The organism is Marinifilum sp. D714 (genome assembly GCF_030851345.1).
In the GTDB taxonomy this organism is placed as follows: domain Bacteria; phylum Bacteroidota; class Bacteroidia; order Bacteroidales; family Marinifilaceae; genus Marinifilum.
Genome location: NZ_JALPNU010000005.1, coordinates 131,435 through 154,208, shown reverse-complemented (window position 1 = coordinate 154,208; position 22,774 = coordinate 131,435). Strand labels below are relative to the sequence as shown.

General features: G+C 37.1%; 16 protein-coding genes and 1 pseudogene. 15 read left to right on the top strand and 2 right to left on the bottom strand.

Features of this window, described 5'->3' with window-relative positions; genetic code table 11:
* The first annotated feature begins 142 nt into the window (after positions 1 to 142).
* Complete coding sequence (locus M0051_RS07465; RefSeq protein ID WP_306740909.1) at positions 143 to 370, top strand: hypothetical protein; 228 nt, start codon at positions 143 to 145, stop codon at positions 368 to 370.
* A 76-nt stretch (positions 371 to 446) separates the two neighbouring features.
* Positions 447 to 1,019, top strand: a complete 573-nt coding sequence (rbr, locus tag M0051_RS07460; RefSeq protein WP_306740908.1) for a rubrerythrin — start codon at positions 447 to 449, stop codon at positions 1,017 to 1,019.
* 32 nt (positions 1,020 to 1,051) lie between these two features.
* Here rbr and trmD read toward each other — a convergent pair whose 3' ends face one another.
* The gene (gene trmD / locus M0051_RS07455; protein WP_120239071.1) at positions 1,052 to 1,729 is read right to left on the bottom strand and encodes a tRNA (guanosine(37)-N1)-methyltransferase TrmD; all 678 of its coding nucleotides are present in this window, start codon (positions 1,727 to 1,729) and stop codon (positions 1,052 to 1,054) included.
* A gap of 270 nt (positions 1,730 to 1,999) precedes the next feature.
* On the opposite strand from trmD, the gene M0051_RS07450 reads away from it, so the two are divergent.
* The 6 genes from M0051_RS07450 (at position 2,000) to M0051_RS07425 (ending at position 10,914) form a co-directional block, all read left to right on the top strand.
* Complete coding sequence (locus tag M0051_RS07450; protein WP_306740907.1) at positions 2,000 to 2,437, top strand: Hsp20/alpha crystallin family protein; 438 nt, start codon at positions 2,000 to 2,002, stop codon at positions 2,435 to 2,437.
* Positions 2,438 to 2,732: 295 nt separating this feature from the next.
* Positions 2,733 to 4,655 carry a DUF349 domain-containing protein gene (locus M0051_RS07445; RefSeq protein ID WP_306740906.1) on the top strand — a complete coding sequence of 641 codons (1,923 nt, stop codon included), beginning with the start codon at positions 2,733 to 2,735 and terminating at the stop codon, positions 4,653 to 4,655.
* Positions 4,656 to 4,841: 186 nt separating this feature from the next.
* A complete protein-coding gene (locus tag M0051_RS07440; protein ID WP_306740905.1) occupies positions 4,842 to 6,443 on the top strand; it encodes a CTP synthase in 1,602 nt (533 codons plus the stop codon).
* A gap of 46 nt (positions 6,444 to 6,489) precedes the next feature.
* A complete protein-coding gene (gene yidC / locus M0051_RS07435) occupies positions 6,490 to 8,340 on the top strand; it encodes a membrane protein insertase YidC (RefSeq protein WP_306740904.1) in 1,851 nt (616 codons plus the stop codon).
* A 489-nt stretch (positions 8,341 to 8,829) separates the two neighbouring features.
* Complete coding sequence (locus M0051_RS07430; RefSeq protein ID WP_306740903.1) at positions 8,830 to 9,960, top strand: amidohydrolase; 1,131 nt, start codon at positions 8,830 to 8,832, stop codon at positions 9,958 to 9,960.
* A 279-nt stretch (positions 9,961 to 10,239) separates the two neighbouring features.
* Positions 10,240 to 10,914, top strand: a complete 675-nt coding sequence (locus M0051_RS07425) for a peptidoglycan DD-metalloendopeptidase family protein (RefSeq protein WP_306740902.1) — start codon at positions 10,240 to 10,242, stop codon at positions 10,912 to 10,914.
* 320 nt (positions 10,915 to 11,234) lie between these two features.
* Here the strand turns inward: M0051_RS07425 and M0051_RS07420 are convergent, their stop codons facing one another.
* On the bottom strand, positions 11,235 to 11,999 hold the full coding sequence (locus M0051_RS07420) for a hypothetical protein (RefSeq protein ID WP_306740901.1): 765 nt from the start codon (positions 11,997 to 11,999) through the stop codon (positions 11,235 to 11,237).
* 506 nt (positions 12,000 to 12,505) lie between these two features.
* Between M0051_RS07420 and M0051_RS07415 the strand changes: the two genes are divergently transcribed.
* The 7 genes and pseudogenes from M0051_RS07415 (at position 12,506) to wecB (ending at position 22,769) form a co-directional block, all read left to right on the top strand.
* Positions 12,506 to 14,599, top strand: coding sequence for a DUF262 domain-containing protein (locus M0051_RS07415; protein ID WP_306740900.1), 2,094 nt, complete (start codon positions 12,506 to 12,508; stop codon positions 14,597 to 14,599).
* A 165-nt stretch (positions 14,600 to 14,764) separates the two neighbouring features.
* Positions 14,765 to 16,036: a S41 family peptidase gene (locus M0051_RS07410; protein ID WP_306740899.1), complete on the top strand. Its 1,272-nt coding sequence runs from the start codon at positions 14,765 to 14,767 to the stop codon at positions 16,034 to 16,036.
* Positions 16,037 to 16,735: 699 nt separating this feature from the next.
* Positions 16,736 to 17,959, top strand: a pseudogene (locus tag M0051_RS19765) (malic enzyme-like NAD(P)-binding protein); the annotation flags it as partial.
* Between the two features lie 39 nt (positions 17,960 to 17,998).
* Complete coding sequence (locus tag M0051_RS19760) at positions 17,999 to 18,994, top strand: phosphate acyltransferase (RefSeq protein ID WP_373568307.1); 996 nt, start codon at positions 17,999 to 18,001, stop codon at positions 18,992 to 18,994.
* A gap of 668 nt (positions 18,995 to 19,662) precedes the next feature.
* On the top strand, positions 19,663 to 20,187 hold the full coding sequence (locus M0051_RS07400; protein ID WP_306740897.1) for a UpxY family transcription antiterminator: 525 nt from the start codon (positions 19,663 to 19,665) through the stop codon (positions 20,185 to 20,187).
* A gap of 34 nt (positions 20,188 to 20,221) precedes the next feature.
* Positions 20,222 to 21,502, top strand: coding sequence for a UDP-N-acetyl-D-mannosamine dehydrogenase (gene wecC, locus M0051_RS07395; protein WP_306740896.1), 1,281 nt, complete (start codon positions 20,222 to 20,224; stop codon positions 21,500 to 21,502).
* A gap of 43 nt (positions 21,503 to 21,545) precedes the next feature.
* Complete coding sequence (gene wecB, locus M0051_RS07390; RefSeq protein ID WP_306740895.1) at positions 21,546 to 22,769, top strand: non-hydrolyzing UDP-N-acetylglucosamine 2-epimerase; 1,224 nt, start codon at positions 21,546 to 21,548, stop codon at positions 22,767 to 22,769.
* Positions 22,770 to 22,774: the final 5 nt, after the last annotated feature.

Here is a 22,774-nt window from a genome sequence, read left to right as displayed (position 1 = left end):
TTAAATAAATTGTGGTTTTTACTAAAAAAATAACACTTACCCCTTTTGTAAAGGGGTAAGTGCTGGTGCAAATCAACTAATTTCTAATTCTAACCCTAACGAACTGGGGGTGCGAATCAAAAATAATCAAAAAATATTCAAAATGACAAATAAAAACAGGGGTGTTTTTAATAAAAACACTAAAAAAAACTGCGTAAAGGTTTTAAATTTAGGGGGTGTTTGGGTAAAAGTGATTTTTTTTGTGGAAAGTGTCTTTATTTTTGAAAGACTTAATAATAATATCTTGCGTGTTTCCGTGCTAACTTTGCTTCAAATTAAGCTTGATTTGAATGTTAACCTATTTTGTAATCAGTATAAATTGTTTGATTAGTATTAGATTGCTTTTATGTTGTGGTAAAAAATCAAGATATTTGTATATCAAAAATCAAAATCAATAAATAATAATTATGAGCATAAAAGGAACACAAACCGAGAAGAATTTATTGAAAGCGTTTGCTGGAGAATCTCAGGCAAGAAGCAGATATACTTACTTTGCAAAGCAAGCTAAAAAAGAAGGTTATGAGCAAATTTCTGCAATCTTTATGGAAACAGCTGAGCAAGAAATGCAGCATGCAAAAAGATTCTTCAAATTTTTAGAAGGGGGAGAAGTTGAAATTACTGCAGCATTTCCAGCGGGAGTTATTGGAACCACTGCCGAAAACTTAAAAGCAGCTGCTAGCGGAGAAAATGAAGAGTATACTGAATTGTATCCAGAGTTCGCACGAATCGCTGAAGAAGAAGGTTTTAAAAAAGTTGCTACTGCTTTTAAATTGATTTCAAAGGTTGAAAAAATGCATGAAGAAAGATACTTAAAGCTTTTAAGTAATCTTGAAGCTGAAAAAGTATTTGAATCAGAAGAAAAGGAAGAATGGTATTGTCGTAACTGTGGTTATGTTCATGAAGGTACTAAAGCTCCAAATATGTGTCCTGCTTGTGAACATCCTCAAGCATATTTCGAGAAAAAAGCGAAAAACTATTAATAAAAAGAAAAGGCTCCTTTAAGGAGCCTTTCTTATTCATCCAATAAATCAGGACGTAATTTTTTAGTTCTTAAATAGGCTTGTTCTTCTTGCCATTGCTCAATTTTTTTATGGTCTCCCGAAAGTAAAATTTCCGGTACTTTCCATCCTCTAAACTCAGCAGGTCTGGTATAGATTGGTGGTGACAACAAATTATCCTGGAAAGAGTCGGTAAGAGCAGACGTTTCATCGTTCATTGCTCCGGGAATCAAACGAACAACACTGTCCGTAATTACTGCAGCTGCAAGTTCACCTCCGGTAAGAACAAAGTCTCCTATCGAAATTTCTTTGGTAATAAAATGATCTCTGATTCTTTGATCAATTCCTTTGTAGTGACCACAAAGTATTATAATATTTTCCTTTAGCGATAGCGTATTTGCAGTTTTTTGTTCGAACTGTTCACCATCTGGAGTTGTGAAAATGATTTCATCATACTCTCTTTGATCGGTTAAATGTTCAATTGCCTTAACAACTGGCTCTAATCGCATTACCATGCCAGCTCCGCCACTAAATGCGTAATCATCAACTTTATTGTGTTTGTCTTCCGAAAAATCACGGATGTTATGAATGTGTATTTCAACTACGCCTTTATCTTTTGCTCGTTGAATTATTGAATGATTCAAAGGACTTTCCAATAATTCTGGAACAACAGTTAATATATCGATTCTCATTAATTCTAAATTTTGTGTAAAAGTATATATCACTTGCAAGTGATGCAAGAAAATAGAAAATGAAGATGATAAATCATTCAATGTGGACAATATGACAGGTGGTTTTGTGTAAATAAAGACAATGTGACATGAGATAATAAGAGGAAAGCTGACGATTTGAATTGTTTTTAGTGATGGTATGCCGTTTGAAGATTAGTCATCGAATTTGAAAAAGTAAGGAATCGGAATCCGGAACCGAAGAATTAATAAAAAGTATAGGAGATTAGAGTTATGACATTATTAAGATATGGAAAAAGACAAAATGATTTTTTTACAAATCAATTAATGAATCAATTGTTTAAAGAAACTCAGGATAGTTTTAAATCTGCTGTTGAAAGAGAAAGTGGTTTTCGTCCGGCAACTAACGTTATCGAAGAGGAAGATTACTATCTGATAGAGGTTGCTATTCCGGGTTTTGCAAAAGAAGATGTGAGTATTAAGGTAGAAAATGGTTCAATTAAAATCTCGGCAGAAAAGAAAGAGACAAAAGAAGATAAAAAGTACTTAAGAAGAGAATTTGGAGTATACAAATTCGAGCGTAGTTTCAAGTTGGCTGATACAATCAATCAACAGAATATTTCTGCTGAAGTAGTAAATGGGATGTTAAATATTGTGCTTCCAAAAATTGAAGAAAATAAGCCTGAAGTTCATAATATCGAGATCAAATAGAGGAAGTGATAAATGGCTAGAGTAGGTAATATTCATAATAAATAGTAAGGTTTAAAGAAGAAGAATTTTTCCGAATAAGAGGAGAAATTTAGCTCGGTTAATTAGTTTGTTTTGGTTGAGAGGTTCATGTATTGCATGAACCTCTTTATTTTAAAAGGATAAGAAAATATTTAAAATCTTTGAGGATTAGCACTTAATTAGTTAAATTCGTAAGAGTAGGCTTAAAAGTTTTCTTTTAGGTGGTATTGTTAACGCGAGTTTTGCCTTGTGCGAAACTTAATCTAACTCAATTTACATGAAAGCACCAGACCTGTCAAATCCCTCACATGAGAATGAATTGAATGAAAATTTAGAAGCGAAAGATAATGTTGCAGATTCTCATGAAACCGAAAATTTAAAAGAAGATAATGTTAGTGGAGAATCTTCGCAATCGAAACTAGACAGCGATACAGATGATAATTCTGAATCTGCTTCAAAAAAGGGTTCTGAACTTCAAAAAGAACCTGACTACACATTAATGGAGAAAGGTGAATTGAAGAATCGCTTGACATTACTTCTCGAAAATGAATCCCTATCAGCAATAAAAGAAAAAGTAGAGGCAATAAAACGAAACTTTTATAAAAAGCACAAAGAAGAGGTTGAAGCTGCAAAGCAAAAGTTTATTGCAGATGGCGGTGTTGAAGAGGAATTTGATTTTGGCACGGATGAGTTAGAAGTTCAGGTTCGTGAAATGTTGCAAAAGTTTAAAGAGAAAAAGTCAGAATTAAACCGCAATATAGAACAGGAAAAGGAAGATAACCTAAAAAAGAAATACCAGATAATTGAGGATATAAAAGAGCTGGTAAACAGAAAAGAATCATTCGATAAAACTTTCCATGAATTTAGGGCTTTACAAAAGAAATGGCATGAAATTGGAATGGTACCACAACAAGCATTAAAAAACTTGTGGGATAATTACCACCATCATGTAGAGAACTTCTACGATTACATTAAAATCAACAAAGAACTTCGTGACTTGGATCTCAAAAAGAACATGGCTTCCAAAATTAAACTTTGCGAAGAAGCGGAGAAGTTATTGAATGAATCCTCAGCGGTGAAGGCATTTAACACACTTCAAAAGTACCATGGACAGTGGAGGGAGATTGGGCCGGTGCCACGTGAAGAGAAAGAAAAATTATGGGCAAGGTTTAAAGAAGCCACAACAGTTATCAATCGTAAGCATCAAGAGTATTACGAAGGCTTAAAATCTGAGCAGAAAAATAATTTGGCCAAAAAGACAGTTCTTTGCGAAAAAGCGGAAGAAATAGCCAATCGAGCGATTGGTTCTCATAAAGAGTGGAATTCCAGTTCGAAAGAAATTATTGATCTCCAAAAAGAATGGAGAACCATTGGTTTCGCTCCTAAGAAAGATAACAACAGAATTTATCAAAGATTTAGAGCGGCCTGTGATCTATATTTCGACAGGAAGCGCGACTTTTACATGGTTTTGAAAGAGAAGTTAAATGCGAATTTGGTGAAAAAGAAGGAGCTTTGTGCCATTGCGGAAAATTTACAGGATAGTCAGGATTGGAAAGAGACTACAAATAAATTGATTGCCATACAGAAAGAATGGAAACATATTGGTCCTGTGCCAAGAAAAGTTTCCGAGGATCTTTGGGTTCGTTTCCGTGCTGCTTGCGATAAGTTTTTTAATAACAAATCGGAACATTTCGATAATGCAGATGCCGGGCAAGTAGAGAACTTGAAACTGAAAGAAGCATTAATCGAAAAAGTAAAAGCTTTCGAACTTGGAGAGGATAACGATAGCAATTTAAATGCTTTGCGTCAGTTCCAAAAAGAATGGTCGAAAATTGGTCATGTGCCATACAAGAAGAAGGATAAGGTGCAAGAAGCTTTCAGAAAAGCCATTAATGGTTTGTATGATAGAATGAATATGGATAGTGACAACAAGGAGGTTCAGAAATTTAAATCGAAGATTGATACTTTCTTGACTATGAGTAATTCCGAGGATAAGATCATTATCGAGAGAAATAAGATTGTAAATAAAATTAGGCAATTGGAGAGTGATATTGCCCTTTGGGAAAACAATGTTGGATTTTTCTCTTCATCAAAGAATTCGAGTGTTGTAAACGAAATTGAAGAGAAGATTGAGAGAGGAAAACAAAACCTTGCTATCCTGAATGAAAAGCTAAAAGTTATTGACGGTTTGGTTTCTTAAATTTGTATTACATATGTACGTTTAAAAGCATTTCTCGAAGCGGGAATGCTTTTTTCATGTTTGAGAATTTATTATTTACGCAAAGAAATCAACAAATGATAGTTTGAAACATTGAATTTGTTTCCTAAAAACCTATAATTTGACTACTTTTGCAGCTTTAATAAATCAACTAAAAAAGTTTATAAAGTGTCAACAACCAAATACATCTTCGTTACAGGTGGGGTAACCTCATCATTGGGAAAGGGAATTATAGCATCGTCGTTAGCTAAATTATTGCAGGCTAGAGGATACTCTGTAACTAACCAAAAGTTAGATCCATATTTGAATGTAGATCCAGGAACATTAAATCCATATGAGCATGGTGAGTGTTTCGTTACCGATGATGGTGCAGAAACTGATTTGGATTTGGGACACTACGAACGTTTTACAAATGCTCCTACATCTCAGGCGAACAACGTTACTACAGGTAGAATTTATCGTAACGTAATCAATAAAGAGAGAAAAGGGGATTTCTTAGGAAAAACGGTTCAGATTATTCCTCATATTACTGATGAAATTAAAAGAAACATCAAACTGCTGGGAACCAAACACAAGTATGATGTTGTAATTACAGAGATTGGTGGTACTGTGGGGGATATTGAATCATTACCATATATCGAGGCAGTTCGTCAATTAAAGTGGGAGCTTGGACGCGATGCCTTGGTAATTCATTTGACTTTGGTGCCATATCTTGCTGCTTCAGGTGAGTTGAAAACCAAACCAACCCAGCACTCCGTAAAGTCTTTGTTGGAAACAGGAGTTCAACCAGAGGTATTGGTGTTAAGAACAGAGCATGAATTGCCTACTGATGTTCGTAGAAAAGTAGCATTGTTTTGTAATGTTGATCCAAAAGCTGTAGTTCAGTCTATTGATGTATCAACCATTTACGAAGTGCCATTGAAAATGCGCGAAGAAAAGCTTGACCAAACCGTTTGTGAAAAGCTTGGGCTGGATTTGAAGAAAGAGCCAAAATTAAAAGAATGGACTAAATTCTTAACTCGTCTTCAGAATCCTAAATCGGAAGTGAAAATTGGTTTGGTTGGTAAGTATGTTGAGTTACACGATGCATACAAATCAATTGCAGAATCATTTGTTCATGCAGGTTCGGTTAACGAGTGTAAAGTGAAAATTGAGTGGATTCACTCTGAAAAATTGAACGATGCAAATTACCAGGAAGAGTTGAAAGACTTGAAAGGTATTTTGGTTGCACCGGGATTTGGTCACCGCGGATTAGAAGGAAAGATTTTAGCTGTAAAATATGCTCGCGAAAACAACATCCCATTCATGGGTATTTGTTTAGGTATGCAGGTTGCAGTAATCGAGTTTGCACGTAACGTTCTAAAACTAGAAGGTGCAGATTCTTTGGAAATGAATCCAAAAACTCCACATCCGGTTATCAACCTAATGGAGGAGCAGAAGAATGTAACCGAAAAAGGTGGTACCATGCGTTTGGGAGCTTACGATTGTATCTTAAAAGAAGATTCGAAAGCATTCACTGCATACAAGCAGAAAGAAATTTCGGAACGTCACCGTCACCGTTATGAGTTCAACAACGAATATTTGGAGCAATTCGAAGCTGCAGGTATGAAAGCTGTAGGTATGAACCCAGATACTGGTTTGGTTGAAGCGGTAGAGCTGGAAGGCCACAAATGGTTTGTTGGTGTACAGTTCCACCCAGAATACAAGAGTACGGTTATCAAACCTCAACCATTGTTTGTTGAGTTTGTAAAAGTAGCAATAGAAAAGTAATCTTTAGACTACAATACATTACTTAGAAAAGATTAAATAATAGAATATGGATAGAAATTCGATTTGGGGCTTGGTGATCATCGGTGCGATTTTGATCGGGTATACATACCTGACAAAACCATCAGATGAAGAAATCAAAGCCATGAAGACCAGAGATTCGATTGCCCGTGTTGAAAGATTGCGTAATGAGCAATTGGAAGCAGAAAGAGTCGAGGCCTTGAAAAAGCAGTACGCAGAAAAGAAACAAGATACTGCAGCACTTCAAAGTGAATATGGAGCATTTGCCGGAGCAGTTCAGCAAAAAGAGGAAATTATTACCCTGGAAAACAAATTGGTGAAATTAAGCATCAATACTTTAGGGGGTAAGATCGCTAATGTTGAGTTGAAAGATTACAAAACTCACGATGCAGAGAAGTTGATGCTTTGGGGTGAGAAAAATTCCAAATTCGGATTGACTTTCTATGCTGAAAACAAGCCAATGAATACTCAGGACTTGTTTTTTACTCCGGTAAACTCGGTAAAAACTGTTGATGCTTCAACTGCTCAGCAGATGGTTAGCATGCGTTTAATGGCAGGCGAAGGAAAGTATATCGAGTACAAGTATACATTAGAGCCAGATTCTTACATGGTATCATTCGATATCAATGTAGTAGGTATGCAGGATGTAATTTCTTTGAATCAAAGAGATTTGACTTTCAACTGGGCAGCTGATATTCCTAGCCAGGAAAAGGGTCGCAAGTTCGAAAATCAGTATACCAATATCTACTATAAGTTTTTCGAAGATGATGTAGATAACATGTCTCCTTCAGGAGAAGATGAGGAAAGCTTATCTACAAAAGTAAAGTGGGTTGGCTTTAAGCAACAATTCTTCTCATCTGTGCTGATTGCTGATGATTCATTCAAAGGGATTGAATTAAAATCTGTTGACATGGGAGAAGATGATCCTATCTTGAAGAATTTTGATGCTGCAATTTCATTACCATACCAGGGATCTCAATTAGAGAACTACCCAATGGAATTCTACTTTGGTCCGAACAAGTACAAGACCATGAGAAAGTATGGTAAAGACATTGAATTGCACGCATTGGTTGATTTGGGATGGAAAATGTTTGCTTGGGTAAACAAGTGGTTTGTAATTCCAATTTTCAACTTCTTGGAAAATCACATTGCAAACTATGGTATCATCATTCTGATTTTAACAATCATTATCAAGCTGATTTTAGCACCATTAACTTACAAGTCGTACATGTCGACTGCTAAGATGAAGGTATTAAAACCACAAATCGATGAAATCAACGAAAGAATCCCTAAGGATAAAGCAATGGAGCGCCAGCAGGCAACCATGGCATTGTACAAAAAGGCAGGAGTAAACCCAATGGGTGGATGTTTGCCAATGTTGGTACAGTTTCCAATCCTGATTGCACTGTTCCGATTCTTCCCATCGTCTATCGAGCTTCGCCAGAAGAGCTTCTTATGGGCTGAGGATTTATCATCATACGATTCAATTCTTGATTTACCATTCAACATTCCATTCTATGGAGATCACATCAGTTTATTCTGTTTGCTGATGGCAATTACCAACTTGGTATACACTCGTATGAACAGCCAAATGCAGTCATCGCAGCAAATGCCGGGTATGCAAACCATGATGTACTTAATGCCGCTAATGTTCCTATTCTGGTTTAACGGTTATGCATCAGGTCTTTCGTATTACTACTTTATTGCAACATTATTTACTGTAGCTCAAACTTGGGCAATCCGTAAGTACATGGTTGACGAAGACAAAGTATTGGCAACTATCGAGGCAAACAAGAAGAAGCCAGTTAAGAAATCGAAATTCCAACAGCGTTTGGAAGAAGCTGCAAAGCAAAGAGGTTACAAGCCTCCTAAAAAATAAGATCATTAGATTCTATATACAGCCCCGCATTTTATGTGGGGCTTTTTTGTGCTTATACCTCATCCTCCAGCCGTCTCCTTGAGAAGCTACTCTTTATACACATTTATTTTCGTGAATATAACTTGACAAAGAATGAGATATACAATCACCTAATTACCATGCTCTCCCCTTTTAGGGGAGATGGCGACAGCCAGAGGGGTGCATTTTGGATAAAATTATTCTTTTCTCACCCTTTAGTCCGTCGACAGTTTGTTCACATTAAACTCAATTTTCAATTGTGTTCACGAGCTTCGCTCCGCTACGGTTCCCTAAAAGGGAAACATTCAACATGCAAATGCTATAAATGATTCATCATTACCTAATCAAAATATTTATTCACAATTTGTATATAAAGAATAGCTCAAGAAGAGGGGTAGGGTGAGGTTTAGATGTGAGGACTTAACCCAATTTATCACTATCTTTCACCTACCTTAACACAAACCTCATAAAATGAAGACAAAACTTGTTGCTTTAAGGCACCAATTGCATTCACAACCCGAATTATCGAACAAAGAATACAAAACTGCTCAAACCATTGTCGATTTTATGGACGAATATCAACCTCATGAAGTCATCCATTTGGGAGATACGGGAAGAGCATTTGTATTTAAAGGAGCCAAGGCGGGCAAGACTACCGTTTTTCGTGCAGAATTGGATGCATTGCCAATAGAGGAAAAAACGAGGGTAAAGTATGCCTCAATTTACAACGGAGTGGCACATGCCTGCGGACATGATGGACATATGGCCATACTGGCTGGATTGGCACAGCAGCTGGCAGAAAATCCACCACAAAAGGGCAAGGTAATTCTGCTCTTTCAACCTGCCGAGGAGGTAGAACAGGGAGCAAAAGATGTACTGTTTCATCCTAAATTTGCCGATCTGAATCCCGATTACATGTTTGCCCTGCACAACGTACCTGGGCAGGAAACCAATACCATATTGTTGCGACGCGGAAGTTTTTCTGCGGCATCGAAAGGAATGACCATTCGATTGAAAGGAAAAACATCGCATGCTGCAGAGCCTGAGAAGGGAAGAAACCCGGCCATAGCCATCTCAAAAATCAGTCGTGAGTTAAACGATTTGCTTAACAACAAAGCCCTGTTTTCCGATCTTACCCTACTTACTTTTATCTACATCCGTATGGGGGAGCAGTCCTTTGGAACCTCGGCAGGGAGTGGCGAAATGGGCATTACCCTGCGTTCTTTCGAGAATGCCGATATGAAGGTTCTAACTCAAAAATCGGAGGAGATTGTAAATCGAATTGCTGCCGAAGAAAATCTGGAATGCGGCATTGCCTACCACGAAGAATTTCCGGCAACGGTAAATCAAGATGAATGTGTGGACATGCTACAAACTTTGGCCGAAGAGCACAATCTATCGTATCAATACCTGGATAAACCCTTCAAGTGGTCCGAAGATTTTGGCTATTTCTCTCAGAAATACACTTGCGGATTTTTTGGCCTAGGAGCTGGCCTCGATCAGGCAGCCCTGCACCATCCCGATTACGATTTTCCCGACGAAATTATCGAAACAGGACTCACGATCTTTACAGGTCTGTACCAAAAAATAAATGGAAAATGATATCAGATCAATGGGGCATTGGAAGGACAAGCTGCTTATCCGCAGAAAACCTTTAGAAAGAAGAGGAAGCTTCGTCCCGAAATAGAATTTGTAAGCATTTGGGAGCCAAATGCAACAAAATTCATAATCGGGAGAGATGATCACCCCGCCGCACTTAAGGTTTTCAAGTAGAAGAAGTTTGGGCTTACACGCCCTAGATTTTTTGCTGACTTTTTTATCAATGAAAAAAGTCAGAGCCTGTCCGGCTAGAGGACTATAAATAACTAAACCAACACAATAATGTTATCACAACTACTTAAAAACAATCAACACTTCTTTACCGATATTTTCCCATTCAACTTAAATCAAGAGAAGCATCACAAGCTCGATCTTTCCATCGATAATCAAGCCCTGTATTCCATCGATTTAAGTTCGGTGGAGGCTTTGCAGCAATACATTTCGGATTGCTTAAGGCAGACTGGCGCCAAATATGCCATTGGCGGATACAACGAGGACAGGCTGATTTATCGCAAGAGCAAACACTTTGGCGAGGGAGAAGATGCACGAAGCATTCACTTGGGAACCGACGTTTGGTTGGCAGCCAATACCAGCCTTTCTGCACCTTTGGATGGTAAAATCCATAGCTTTAAAAACAACGATGCTTTTGGCGATTACGGCCCAACCATCATACTCGAACATTGTATTGAGAATACTACATTCTATACTCTTTTCGGACATCTATCTGTAGATTCCTTAAAAGGGAAAAGTGTAGGGCAAGAGATAAAGCAAGGTGAGAAGTTTGCCGAACTGGGCAACGATCAGGAGAATGGCAATTGGCCAACGCATCTGCATTTTCAAATCATGGCCGATATGAATGGACGAGAGGGAGATTTTCCAGGCGTATCCAACCAGGCCGATCGCGAAAATTACCTTAACACCTGTCCTGATCCCAATTTGATTTTGAAACTGAAGTGATTGTTTTATAGATAGAAAGCTTTAGCAAGACAAAAGCCTACATCAACAAGACAGGCAGTCAGTTGCTCCAAGACACAAAAAAAGAGCTCCAAGACTGCCGTAAGGCGCTCCAAGACATAGAAGAACCTTCTCCAAGACAGGAGGCAGGTGCAAAAAGACAGGTGGGTGAAGCCTCCAAGACAGGTTTGACACTTTCCAAGACCGAAGACTGGAAACTACTTTTGTCTTTTTCATCTTATTTCCTGTCTTGCCGCCATAAAAAAGAGGGAATCCGCAGATTCCCTCTCAAGTGTAAAACTCAAAACCCGTATTTATGAATATTAACTTACTGTTTCTTCTTGTGTATTTTCTTCTTCTTTTTTCTTACGGCGGTATTCAGCTTTCTTGTTTCTCAGGTACTTACTAGAATAAAGCATTGCATGTTCCTCTTCGTCTCTAAATACAAATTGTCCGTATTCCTTCAAATCATCGGCATATTGCTTCACCAAAGAGTATGCTTTGTCGCGGATTACCTTTCTGTCATCGTCAACATACAACGAGCCGTTTACTTCAGCCAAGAGAGCTCCCATGCGTTCCGATTCGCTAATTGCAGTATTACATTTTTCGATATCGAATCCAATACCTGTTAATGGTTCTTGATTATTATTTCCTAGTGTCCCTAGCCTTAATAGGTCCATTACAGCATCTGCGTTGGAGTCACCTTCGTTTATTTCATCAAGAATTTCTTGTAATTCATCGTTCTTGCGATATGCAAAACGCATATTATCATTTAAATCACGAATTAGTTCAAACATGGCAGGTGCATCCTTTTGCCATTTTTTCTGAGCATCTTTCTGCGCCGTTAATTGGGTATCCCAAATGGCCTGAGCAATAGAAAGTGCTCCTGTTAGAACTTCAAGTTTGGTAAGGTTTTCTGCTGTATAACCAACAGGGGTCAACAAAGGCAAGTCTTCTTTTGCCACATGAATCATTGCTTTAATCTCTTGAATGTATATTCCAACAGGCATACTGCAATGTTTTACATTTTCGTTTTTCACAGCTTTAATTTCTACCAAGCTGTCGTCATAGTTTTGTTGTTCAGACATTTTAATAATGTTTAAAGGTTAATAATTTCCTCCGCACTAATCCTTCTACATTAATTTCTGCTCTGATTATTTTGCTTTCATGGTTGACAAATCGATAATGAATTTATGAAACAATATCGAAAATTAAAAACAATATGATGATTAATTGATAAGGAATTAAGTTTATACTGCGTATTGAATTCCACCTCTTCCTGCGAATTTAAAGGCGTAGAGAGAATTTGAATTTCTTTGAAAAAAATGTTATTGATATGGTAAAGTTCATGATTGGAGTTAATATGTATTGAAGTGGAGTAAATGATTCTTAATAAATGATAAATAATTTATAATTCCTGATTAAAGTGTTTTGTAGTGTTTGTATTTTATGGATTTATCTGTAAAGTGCGAATTGGTGGGTTGCTTTCAGAATGGACTTATTTGGAATGAGGATGGATTGATAAATGGTATTGGGTGTTTTTGTTTATATGGTTAACTTAGGGATGGTTTATTAAAAGCGTAAATATTAGAATATGAAAGCTAACGAAATAAATTTAAATCGATTTTTATCTCAAAGTGATACACAGTTCATTATACCAGTGTATCAAAGAAATTATGATTGGACTTCAGCTCAATGTCTTCAGTTATTTGAGGATATTATTGAAGTGGGGACAAAGAATGAAATGAACGCTCACTTTATCGGTAGTATTGTATATGTACATGATGATGTATATCATGCATCAGGTATAAGGGAGTTATCCATAATTGATGGACAGCAAAGATTAACAACTGTTACTTTATTATATGTGGCATTATTTGCATTTGCTGAGGAGTTAGGAAATGAAGCGTTAAAGAATAGAATAAACGAAACGTATTTAATAAATAAATTTGCTCAAAATGAGGAGAAGTTAAAGCTTAGGCCTACAGAAAACAATGATTTAGCACTTAAATTTTTATTAAGGAATGATAAGAATGAGGAGTTTAAAAGCTATTCAAGATTAATTGAAAATTACGATTTTTTTAAAAAAAGAATTGATTCAGAAAATTTGGATGTTATTCTTAAAGGTTTAAGTAAACTAATGTTTGTTGAAATATCTTTGGATCGAGATAAAGATGATCCACAACGAATTTTTGAAAGTTTAAATTCAACAGGATTAGAATTATCTCAGGCTGACTTAATTCGTAATTATATATTAATGAGTTTAAGTAGAGTTAATCAAATCAAGATATATGAAAAATATTGGGAAGTAATAGAGAATAATGCTAAAATTATTTCTACAAATACAAGTGAAGTATCCAGCTTTGTTCGAGATTTTTTGACCTTGGAAAACAAAAAGATACCAAATAAAAGTAAAGTTTATCAGGAGTTTAAGTTAAAATATCCTACCTCCACACTTTTATCCTTAGAAGAGAATTTAGCAAAACTAAAAAAGTTAGTTAAGCATTATAATAAAATTCTGAATCCGATTAATGAACCTAATAAACTAATAAGAAAACATCTTGAATATATAAATAGGCTTGAAGTAAATGTTTCATATCCTTTTTTAATGCAAGTCTATGATGATTATGAAAATGATATTGTAACTAAGGAGGAATTTATAGAAGTCTTAGAAATTATTCAGTCATTTGCGTGGAGAAGGTTTATAATTGGGCTTGGAACTAATGCTTTGAATAAAATTTTTATGACATTGTACTCAGATATTGATACAACAGATTATATTAAATCTCTTGAGTTTGCATTATTGAAGAAAAGAGGAAGTCAAAGATTCCCTTCAAATAATGAAGTTCTTAATACGTTGAAAGAAAAAGATATTTACAGTATAAAATCGAAGAATAGACTATATTTTCTTGAAAAGTTAGAAAATCATAATAATAAGGAGTATGTTCAGGTTGATGGTAATTCTAATATTACTATTGAGCATATATTTCCCCAAAATCCCGATGATTCTTGGTTTAATGACTTGACAGCAGAAGAGATGCAAGAATTAAAAGAGAATTATTTGAATACAATGGCAAACCTTACTCTTTCTGGAAATAATGGATCATTAGGTAATCAAAGGTTTCTTAATAAGAAGAATATGAATAAGGATGGAGGTGAACAGGGATATAGATACAGTAGACTTTGGTTGAATCGATATCTTTCTGAAATAGATGTTTGGAATGTGGATAAACTAATGGAACGTCATAAAATATTGTCTAAAAGATTTATTGAAATTTGGAGATACCCAGAATTACCAACTGTTAAAAATAAAGAGGATGAAATTAATATTTTTGAAGTTCAGGATTCTACAGGGAAAAAGTTAGATTACGCTATCCTTTTTGATCAAAAATTAGTTTTCCATACTATTAGTGACTTATATCTTCACTTGTTAAAAACATTATTAGAATTACAACCTGAAACTTTCTTTAGTTCAGATTTACACCAGAAACTCCAATTGTCAAAATCAAATGAAGGTATGAGACGAGGCATTGAATTGAATGATACTTATTTTGTTGAAACAAATCTTAGTAATGAAAATAAAATAGGTAGGATGAAGTTAGCTTTGGAACAATTTGGTTTCGATGATGAGTTGTATATAAAATGGCGTGAAGATATTTGTGAGAAGACTTTATTTAGTGTCAATTGACATTAATAAGCATTTAATTTATGTATCAACTTAAACCTAATCATCAATCAATAAAGGTTCAATTACTATAATTTTTTAATGAAATCAACAACCCTAACAATTCTTATATCTATACTGCTATTTCAATCCGCAATAGCCCAAAAATACAAACCCACTTACTTTCAAATGGCAGAACTGATAGAAGATCTGTATTTTATGCAGGAGAAAGTGGAAACAATGCATCCCATGTTATTGGATGAGGCTTTCGCTTTACAATGGAGTTTGTATGGCAATATTGTGGAAAAACAAATGCCCGATAGTATGTCGATTAACCAATTCTATGTGCACATGGCAAAGTTGTTGGGCGAATTGGAGGATACTCATACTGGCATCTCATTCCCATACAGCGAAAGAAAAAAGTACATGATTGATGGAGGAGGTGTAGGCATGCCTTTTTCCATAACAGTCAAGGATCATAGGTTGTATGTAAACGAATATTTTGCTGAAGATCGTTCGCATGACATTGCAGGCAAGCAAATATTGGCCATTAATAACATTGATTCTGATCAAATCCTGCAGGACATGAGAAATGTGGTTGGAATAAAAAATCGGGAATGTGGAGATCGATCTGTGGAGATGTTATTTGCCATGTCTTTTTGGGCTTTGTATGGCGAAACCAATGTTTATCGCTTAAAGTTAATGGGAGAGGATACGCCGCTTGTCATAAATGGAGTTAGCAATGCCAAATACTTCGAATTGAAGAAAAAATACGGCTCTCGGCAAAATCCAGAGAAGTATCGCTTGGCTTTTTCTGATGATCAACAACTGGCAAAAATGAGCATTGCCTCTTTTTATGGGGATGAGCAATACAATCAATTTTTGAAAGATGCTTTCCAAGAGATCAAAAGCAAAGGCAGCAAGCAGTTGATTATTGATGTTAGAAATAATCCGGGGGGAAGAAGTCGTGCAGTAGATAGTTTGCTGAATTATTTAACGGATAAATCTTACTCCCAATACAAAAGCATAGGAATTAGGGTAAGCGAGGAACTGAAAGCAAACTACAAGCAAAAGCGCCCTGAATTATATGCTCGTATCGATAAACTGCCTAATGATACTTTATTTTACATGGATAGCACTGCCTACACATACAAACCCAACTACAAGGAATCAGCCTTTACCGGGGAGGTATATGTTCTAATTAATGAGCGGTCGAATAGTGCTGCAGCAACCTTTGCAGGAGTGGTTAAAGAGAATCATTTGGGAACCATTGTAGGCAACAAAGCTACAGGTGAAAACATACGCTACTATGGTGATTTTCTGATGTACAAACTGCCCAACACCAAAATCACTTTCTATGTTTCTCCAAAAGAATTTATACAATATGGTGGTACAAACCTGAACCAGGGAGTTGAGCCTGATGTATTGATTCAAGATTTTGCGTATAAAGATATCCTTTAGTATAGGGACATGCCAAGCTTCTCAAAGATGCTAGGCATGTTTTTATGATATTGCTCTAAGAAACCGCCACAAGATTTGATGCTTTGGCGGTTTTTTTTGTTTGCACTCACCTTATTCCCTACCTCCTTCTCCTGCAGGAGAAGGGGAGTATACTGCAAAAACGTGGCAGTTCTAGCTCTTCTTTTTAATATCTATTGCCTCTGTCTAAATTTTTAAATGCACCCTTAATTTTAGTAGTTTTCGGCATCAGCTACGCAGGTGAGGTCCCATAGGTGAAGAAAGCGTAAAATAGAAATGCTGTCGAGCGAGGAAGGAGTGAGACTATCTATTTCTATTCGCTTTTGAGCCGTTATGGGTCACCGAGTAGGTGCGCCGTAGATTCTTTGCTTACTTTCTCATCAATGGAGAAAGTAAGAGCCCATGTGGCTTGAGCGGTATTACAGAAGAAAGTATAATGATTAACTGGTTTTATAAACCATGTTGAACAACATGAATTTACATCTTTCCATTGATGGCAGAATGTCGGAATTTTAATAGAGTAAAACCCACCTAAGAAAGGACCGTGAAGTTGAGTCGTTTTACGAGTGTACCTCATAGCTTCGTCTATTAGTCCTCTAAAAGGGTATTCCACCCAAAAGCAAAAAACAACTAACAAACAACAATTGGTCTACGATCAATTGCCCCTAACTAACACTTATCATGGCAAAATTTACCAAAGAGGATGCGCTTCGTTATCACGAAGGCAAACGTCCCGGGAAAATCGAGGTGATCCCAACCAAACCACATTCCACACAATTGGATTTATCGCTTGCTTACTCTCCAGGGGTGGCAGAGCCTTGTTTGGAAATCGAGGCAAATCCAAACGATGTTTACAAGTACACTGCAAAAGGTAACCTGGTAGCTGTAATATCGAATGGTACAGCCGTTTTGGGCTTGGGTGATATTGGTGCCGAAGCCGGCAAGCCAGTGATGGAAGGGAAGGGCTTGCTGTTTAAAATTTTTGCAGATATTGATGTATTCGATATTGAGGTTGACAGCAAGGATGTAGATGAGTTCGTGAAAATTGTAAAAGGAATTGCTCCTACTTTTGGAGGAATTAACCTGGAAGATATTAAAGCACCAGAATGTTTCGCCATTGAGGATAGGTTGAAAAAGGAGTTGGATATTCCGATCATGCACGACGATCAGCATGGTACGGCTATCATATCGGCAGCCGGATTGTTGAATGCGGTTGAGATACAAAAGAAAAAGCTAAGTGATATAAAAATTGTAGTGAATGGAGCAGGAGCATCGGCTGTTGCCTGCACTCGCCTTTATATTGCATTGGGTGTGAAAAAAAAGAACATCATCATGCTCGATAGCAAAGGGGTAATTCACAAATCGCGCACTGATTTAAGTGATATCAAAAAGGAATTTGCTACATCGGTTAATGTGAAAACCCTGGAAGATGCCATGGATGGAGCCGATATGTTTTTGGGATTATCGGTAGCCAATGTGCTTAAACCAAGTATGGTGCAAAAAATGGCTGATAGACCCATTGTATTTGCACTGGCCAATCCTAATCCTGAAATCGCCTACGAACTGGCAATGAAAACACGCAAGGATTTGGTAATGGCAACCGGTCGATCGGATCATCCAAACCAGGTAAACAATGTGCTGGGATTCCCATTCATTTTCCGTGGCGCATTAGATGTTAAAGCAACGGGTATCAATGAGGAAATGAAGATTGCTGCCGTTAAAGCATTGGCAAAACTGGCCAAAGAGGATGTTCCTGATATTGTAAACACGGCTTATCACGAAATGAATCTTAGCTATGGTAAGGATTACATTATTCCAAAACCTCTGGATCCACGATTGCTGACTGTGGTTGCTCCTGCTGTGGCCAAGGCTGCTATGGATTCTGGTATTGCAAAATCTCCAATTCACAATTGGGAGGAGTACAAAACTCTGCTGGAACAAAGATTGGGTAGGGACAACAAGTTGCTGCGAGCTTTAACTGATAAAGCCAAACGAAATCCGAAACGTGTTGTATTTGCCGAAGGGGCTAATTTTAAAGTGCTAAAAGCTGCACAAACAGTGCTTCAAGAGGGTATTGCAGTGCCAATACTTTTGGGTAATCCTGAGCACATCCACAAAGTAATTCGAGAGAATGATTTGGATCTGGATGGTGTACCAATTATCAATTGGAGAGGGGCGGAAGAGCGATCAAGAAGAGAAGAGTATGCTAAAATATTGTTCCGAAAGCGCAACCGAAAAGGACTTACTTACAACGAGGCGGTTGATAAAATGACCAATCGTAATTATTTTGGTGCCATGATGGTAGAAACTGGTGAGGCCGATGCCTTTATTAGTGGCTCAACATCCAAATATGCCGATACCATAAAACCTGCAATTCAAACGGTTGGTATTAAGGCTGATATCAATCATATTGCTGGTATGTATTTATTGATGACCAGGCAAGGTCCAATATTCTTCTCGGATACAACGGTAAATCCACGTCCTGATGCTAAAACTTTGGTGGATACCACATTGCTTACCGCAGAGGCAGTCCGTAAGTTTAATATTGAGCCAGTAATTGCAATGGTTTCTTATTCCAATTTTGGTTCAATTCGTGATGGCAGTCCCGTTCGAGTGCAAAAAGCAGTTGAGATGCTGCATCACGAACATCCAGAGTTGATTGTAGATGGTGATATTCAAATGAATTTTGCTTTAAATTCTGAGTTAAGAACCAAAATGTTTCCTTTCTCAAAATTGGGATTGCGTAGGGTGAATACGGTTATTTTTCCAAATCTGAGTTCTGGTAATATTGCCTATAAGATGATGCAGGAAATCGGTGGTGCCGAGGCCATTGGTCCAATTCTTTTGGGCATGAATAAATCCATTCATATTGTACCATTGGAAAGTTCGGTTCGCGAGATTGTAAATATGGTAACCATTGCGGTGGTAGATGCACAGTAAAGTGATTTGGCCCATTAATATTATTTAAACCTGTTGGAATATCCATTTCTAACAGGTTTTTATTTTCAAACCGTTTGAATCTTATTTGAAAAATATTATGGATAAACGGTCTAAAGTCGTGATAAATAGTGGGTTTAAGAATTGTTAATACACATATAGTTTAAGAAAAAATAAAACAACATAGTGTGTTTAATTTTTCTTATCTATTGATAGTCAGGTGAAAGTGTAGGTTGATCATGCGAGAATGTACTCTTACCAAAATTACTTAGACTCAATCTAAGTAATAGAGGAGTATATTTGTTCAACTCAGAAAATCTTACGAAATTTTATTTACCGTTTCGAAAATGTGAGAAGGAAAAGTCTGGTGTTTTTGCGGTTTACATGAAGATACGACCCAGCTTTATGTAATAAAATGAATTACTACCCAAATAACTATCATCCGCCCAGAAAAAGCTTTGAGCTTTTTCGAATTTTAATGCTTAAAAAATGAATCGGCATAAATGTTTCTGTGACCGAGGAAGCGAAGCTGTGCCGAGACATCATATGATATAAACCAGAGCGCTATACGCTGATAAAATGATTTTAGGGCTTCAACCACCCTTCAACCAGAATCATATTAGAGGCAAGATCTTTTAATTCACGAGTATAAACCTTAAACTCAATCAACCATGCAAGCTTTAAAAAGGCCTTATCTTTGGCACGCGATTTATACCAAATCGCGTGCAGAAAAGAGGCTGTACAAAGAATTGTGCTCAAAGAATATTGAGTGCTACCTTCCTTTAAAAAAAGAGCTTCGTCAGTGGAGCGATCGAACCAAGTGGGTTGAAGAGCCATTGATTCGATCTTATTTGTTTGTGAAAGTCAGTGAAAGGGAGTATTACAACGTAATCAATTCTGTTTACGCTGTTGGATATGTAACTTTTGGTGGCAAAGCTGTGCCCATACCTGAACATCAGATTCAGGCCCTTCGAATTTTTCTGGATGATGAAAATCGCAAAGTAGATTTAAGTCATGAGAATCTGGAAAAAGGAGAATTGGTAGAGATAATGGGTGGTCCTTTCAAAGGAATTAAGGGCGAGATCATACAAATAAAAGGCAAGGATCGTATTGTTATTCGATTCGATTCTTTGGGAACTTGTGTTTATACTGATATTTCGTTAGACAAGATTAAACAAGTTCAACCCGTCGCTTGATACTGGTTACAGTATCGCATAAATCAGAAAATTTATGAGTAAGTTTAAAGTAGTTACCACAATTGGATTGGGGTATATCGGGCTTCCTACGGCCTCACTTATTGCTAGAAGTGGGATTCGTGTTCAAGGAGTAGATGTAAATCCAAAAGTAGTAGAGGCAGTAAATTTGGGTGAAATTATTATTGTAGAACCCGATTTAGATGAGTTGGTGCATCAGGTTGTAGAAGATAATTTACTTTCCGCTCATACAGAAGTTCAGGAGGCAGATGTTTATACCATTGCGGTTCCAACTCCTTTTAAAGGCAACCACGAACCAGATATTTCCTATGTGTTGGATGCTACCAATGCGGCAATTCCATTGCTTAAAGAAGGAGATTTATTCATTATAGAATCCACTTCACCGGTTGGAACTACCGAGAAGGTGCGAGATCTAATATATGTCAAGCGCCCTGATTTGAAAGATAGATTATTTATCGCCTATTGTCCGGAGCGTGTACTTCCAGGGAATATCATTTATGAGTTGGAGCATAACGATAGGGTAATTGGTGGGATTGATGAAATGTCAACAGAAATGGCATGCGAATTCTTCCGAAACTTTGTGGTAGGTGAACTTCACAAAACAAACTCTCGAACCGCCGAAATGTGTAAGTTGGTTGAGAATTCTTCTCGAGACGTTCAAATCGCATTTGCCAACGAACTCTCAGTGATTTGTGATAAAGCGGGGATCAATGTTTGGGAATTAATTGAATTGGCCAACAAGCATCCGAGGGTGAATATTTTAAGTCCGGGGTGCGGAGTAGGTGGTCATTGCATTGCTGTTGATCCTTACTTTATTGTTTCTGAGTATCCTTTGGAGAGTCAAATCATTGGAAAAGCACGAGAAATAAATAATTACAAGGCATTTTGGTGTGTAGAGAAAATTAAAAATGTACGATTGCAATTCCAATTGGATCGCGGATATGAGCCAAAAATAGCAATAATGGGATTGGCTTTTAAACCCAATATTGATGATTTAAGAGAATCGCCTGCAATGTATATCGCCAATAAAATTACGCAATCGCATCAGGATGATTATTTAATTGTTGAACCAAATATTGAAGAACATTCAAGTTTCCAGATTTGTGATTACCAGATTGCTTTCGATATGGCTGATATGATTGTTTATTTGGTGGCACACAATGAGTTCAAAAACCTTCCTTTTTCCGATGAGAAAGTAATTCTTGATTTCTGTGGAGTTACCAATCATCAGGAGAAAACCTTTAATGAAATTCCGATAGAGATTCTTAAGCCAAAGGAGAAAAAACGGAATAAGTAAGATTATACAACTTTAACTTTTCTACCATCTAATGATTAAGCATATGAGTGAGAATAATAAATATAGAGTACTGTTGGTTTTTGGAACTCGGCCAGAAGCCATTAAAATGGCTCCCCTGGTGAAGGAGTTTCAGAAATATCCGGAGCAGTTCGAAACCATAGTTTGCGTTACGGGTCAACACCGCGAGATGTTGGATCAGGTCTTGAATCTTTTCGAAATCGTACCTGAATATGATTTACAAATCATGAAATCAGGCCAGGATTTATATGATGTTACCAGTCGTGTATTAATTGGTATGAGAGATGTATTAAAAGTGGCTGATCCTGATTTGGTTCTGGTTCACGGCGATACTACCACATCCTCCACAACGGCCTTGGCGGCCTATTATCAGCAAATTCCTGTGGCTCATATCGAGGCAGGTTTGCGTACCAATAATTTATATTCTCCTTGGCCCGAAGAAGCAAATCGACAAATTACGGGTCGTTTGGCTCAATGGCACTTTGCACCAACCATAATGGCACAAAAGAATTTAATGGATGAAGGAATTTCAAAAAGCAGAATTGTAGTTACTGGCAATACTGTGATTGATGCGCTTCAGCTTACGCTAACAAAAATACATCGCTCTTCGAAAGTGGTTATGGATATTGTGAATGTTTTGCAAGCCAAAGGAATTTCTACAGGTCGAGTTGCAGAGTGGGTATATAGAACCCGTAAAATGGTACTGATAACTGGACATAGAAGAGAAAATTTTGGAAGAGGATTTCTAAATATATGTGAGTCAATTAAGTTTTTGGCTGAGAAACATCCTGAAGTGGATTTTGTGTATCCGGTTCATTTGAATCCAAATGTTCAAAAACCAGTTTATGATATTTTAGGACAAGGAGCAGATTCGGAAGGCAAGACAAATAACAATATTTTCTTGATTGATCCGATTGATTATCTGCCATTTGTTTACCTGATGGATTTATCATACTTGATACTTACAGATTCGGGAGGCATACAAGAAGAAGCTCCTTTCTTGGGCAAACCAGTTCTTGTAATGAGAGATACAACCGAAAGACCAGAAGCTTTAACCGCTGGCACAGTAAAGTTGGTTGGCACTGACTCTCAGAAAATCATAGAATCGGTTGACTTGTTGTTTCTTGAAGATGCAACTTATCGAAAAATGGCTCAGGCCATCAATCCATATGGTGATGGGAAAGCTTGCATCCGGATTGTACAGGAATTGAAAAAAGCATCATCCATTCGGGAACGTATTGTTGCCTAGCTTTA

Excerpts from the sequence above, each read along its gene's own strand:
- trmD (WP_120239071.1), bottom strand. The coding sequence starts at position 1,729 with ATGAGAATCGATATATTAACTGTTGTTCCAGAATTATTGGAAAGTCCT.
- M0051_RS07450 (WP_306740907.1), top strand. The coding sequence starts at position 2,000 with ATGACATTATTAAGATATGGAAAAAGACAAAATGATTTTTTTACAAAT.
- wecB (WP_306740895.1), top strand. The coding sequence starts at position 21,546 with ATGAGTGAGAATAATAAATATAGAGTACTGTTGGTTTTTGGAACTCGG.
- M0051_RS07400 (WP_306740897.1), top strand. The coding sequence starts at position 19,663 with ATGCAAGCTTTAAAAAGGCCTTATCTTTGGCACGCGATTTATACCAAA.
- M0051_RS07445 (WP_306740906.1), top strand. The coding sequence starts at position 2,733 with ATGAAAGCACCAGACCTGTCAAATCCCTCACATGAGAATGAATTGAAT.
- M0051_RS07420 (WP_306740901.1), bottom strand. The coding sequence starts at position 11,999 with ATGTCTGAACAACAAAACTATGACGACAGCTTGGTAGAAATTAAAGCT.
- M0051_RS07430 (WP_306740903.1), top strand. The coding sequence starts at position 8,830 with ATGAAGACAAAACTTGTTGCTTTAAGGCACCAATTGCATTCACAACCC.
- M0051_RS07465 (WP_306740909.1), top strand. The coding sequence starts at position 143 with ATGACAAATAAAAACAGGGGTGTTTTTAATAAAAACACTAAAAAAAAC.
- M0051_RS07425 (WP_306740902.1), top strand. The coding sequence starts at position 10,240 with ATGTTATCACAACTACTTAAAAACAATCAACACTTCTTTACCGATATT.
- M0051_RS07410 (WP_306740899.1), top strand. The coding sequence starts at position 14,765 with ATGGCAGAACTGATAGAAGATCTGTATTTTATGCAGGAGAAAGTGGAA.
- yidC (WP_306740904.1), top strand. The coding sequence starts at position 6,490 with ATGGATAGAAATTCGATTTGGGGCTTGGTGATCATCGGTGCGATTTTG.
- rbr (WP_306740908.1), top strand. The coding sequence starts at position 447 with ATGAGCATAAAAGGAACACAAACCGAGAAGAATTTATTGAAAGCGTTT.
- wecC (WP_306740896.1), top strand. The coding sequence starts at position 20,222 with ATGAGTAAGTTTAAAGTAGTTACCACAATTGGATTGGGGTATATCGGG.
- M0051_RS07415 (WP_306740900.1), top strand. The coding sequence starts at position 12,506 with ATGAAAGCTAACGAAATAAATTTAAATCGATTTTTATCTCAAAGTGAT.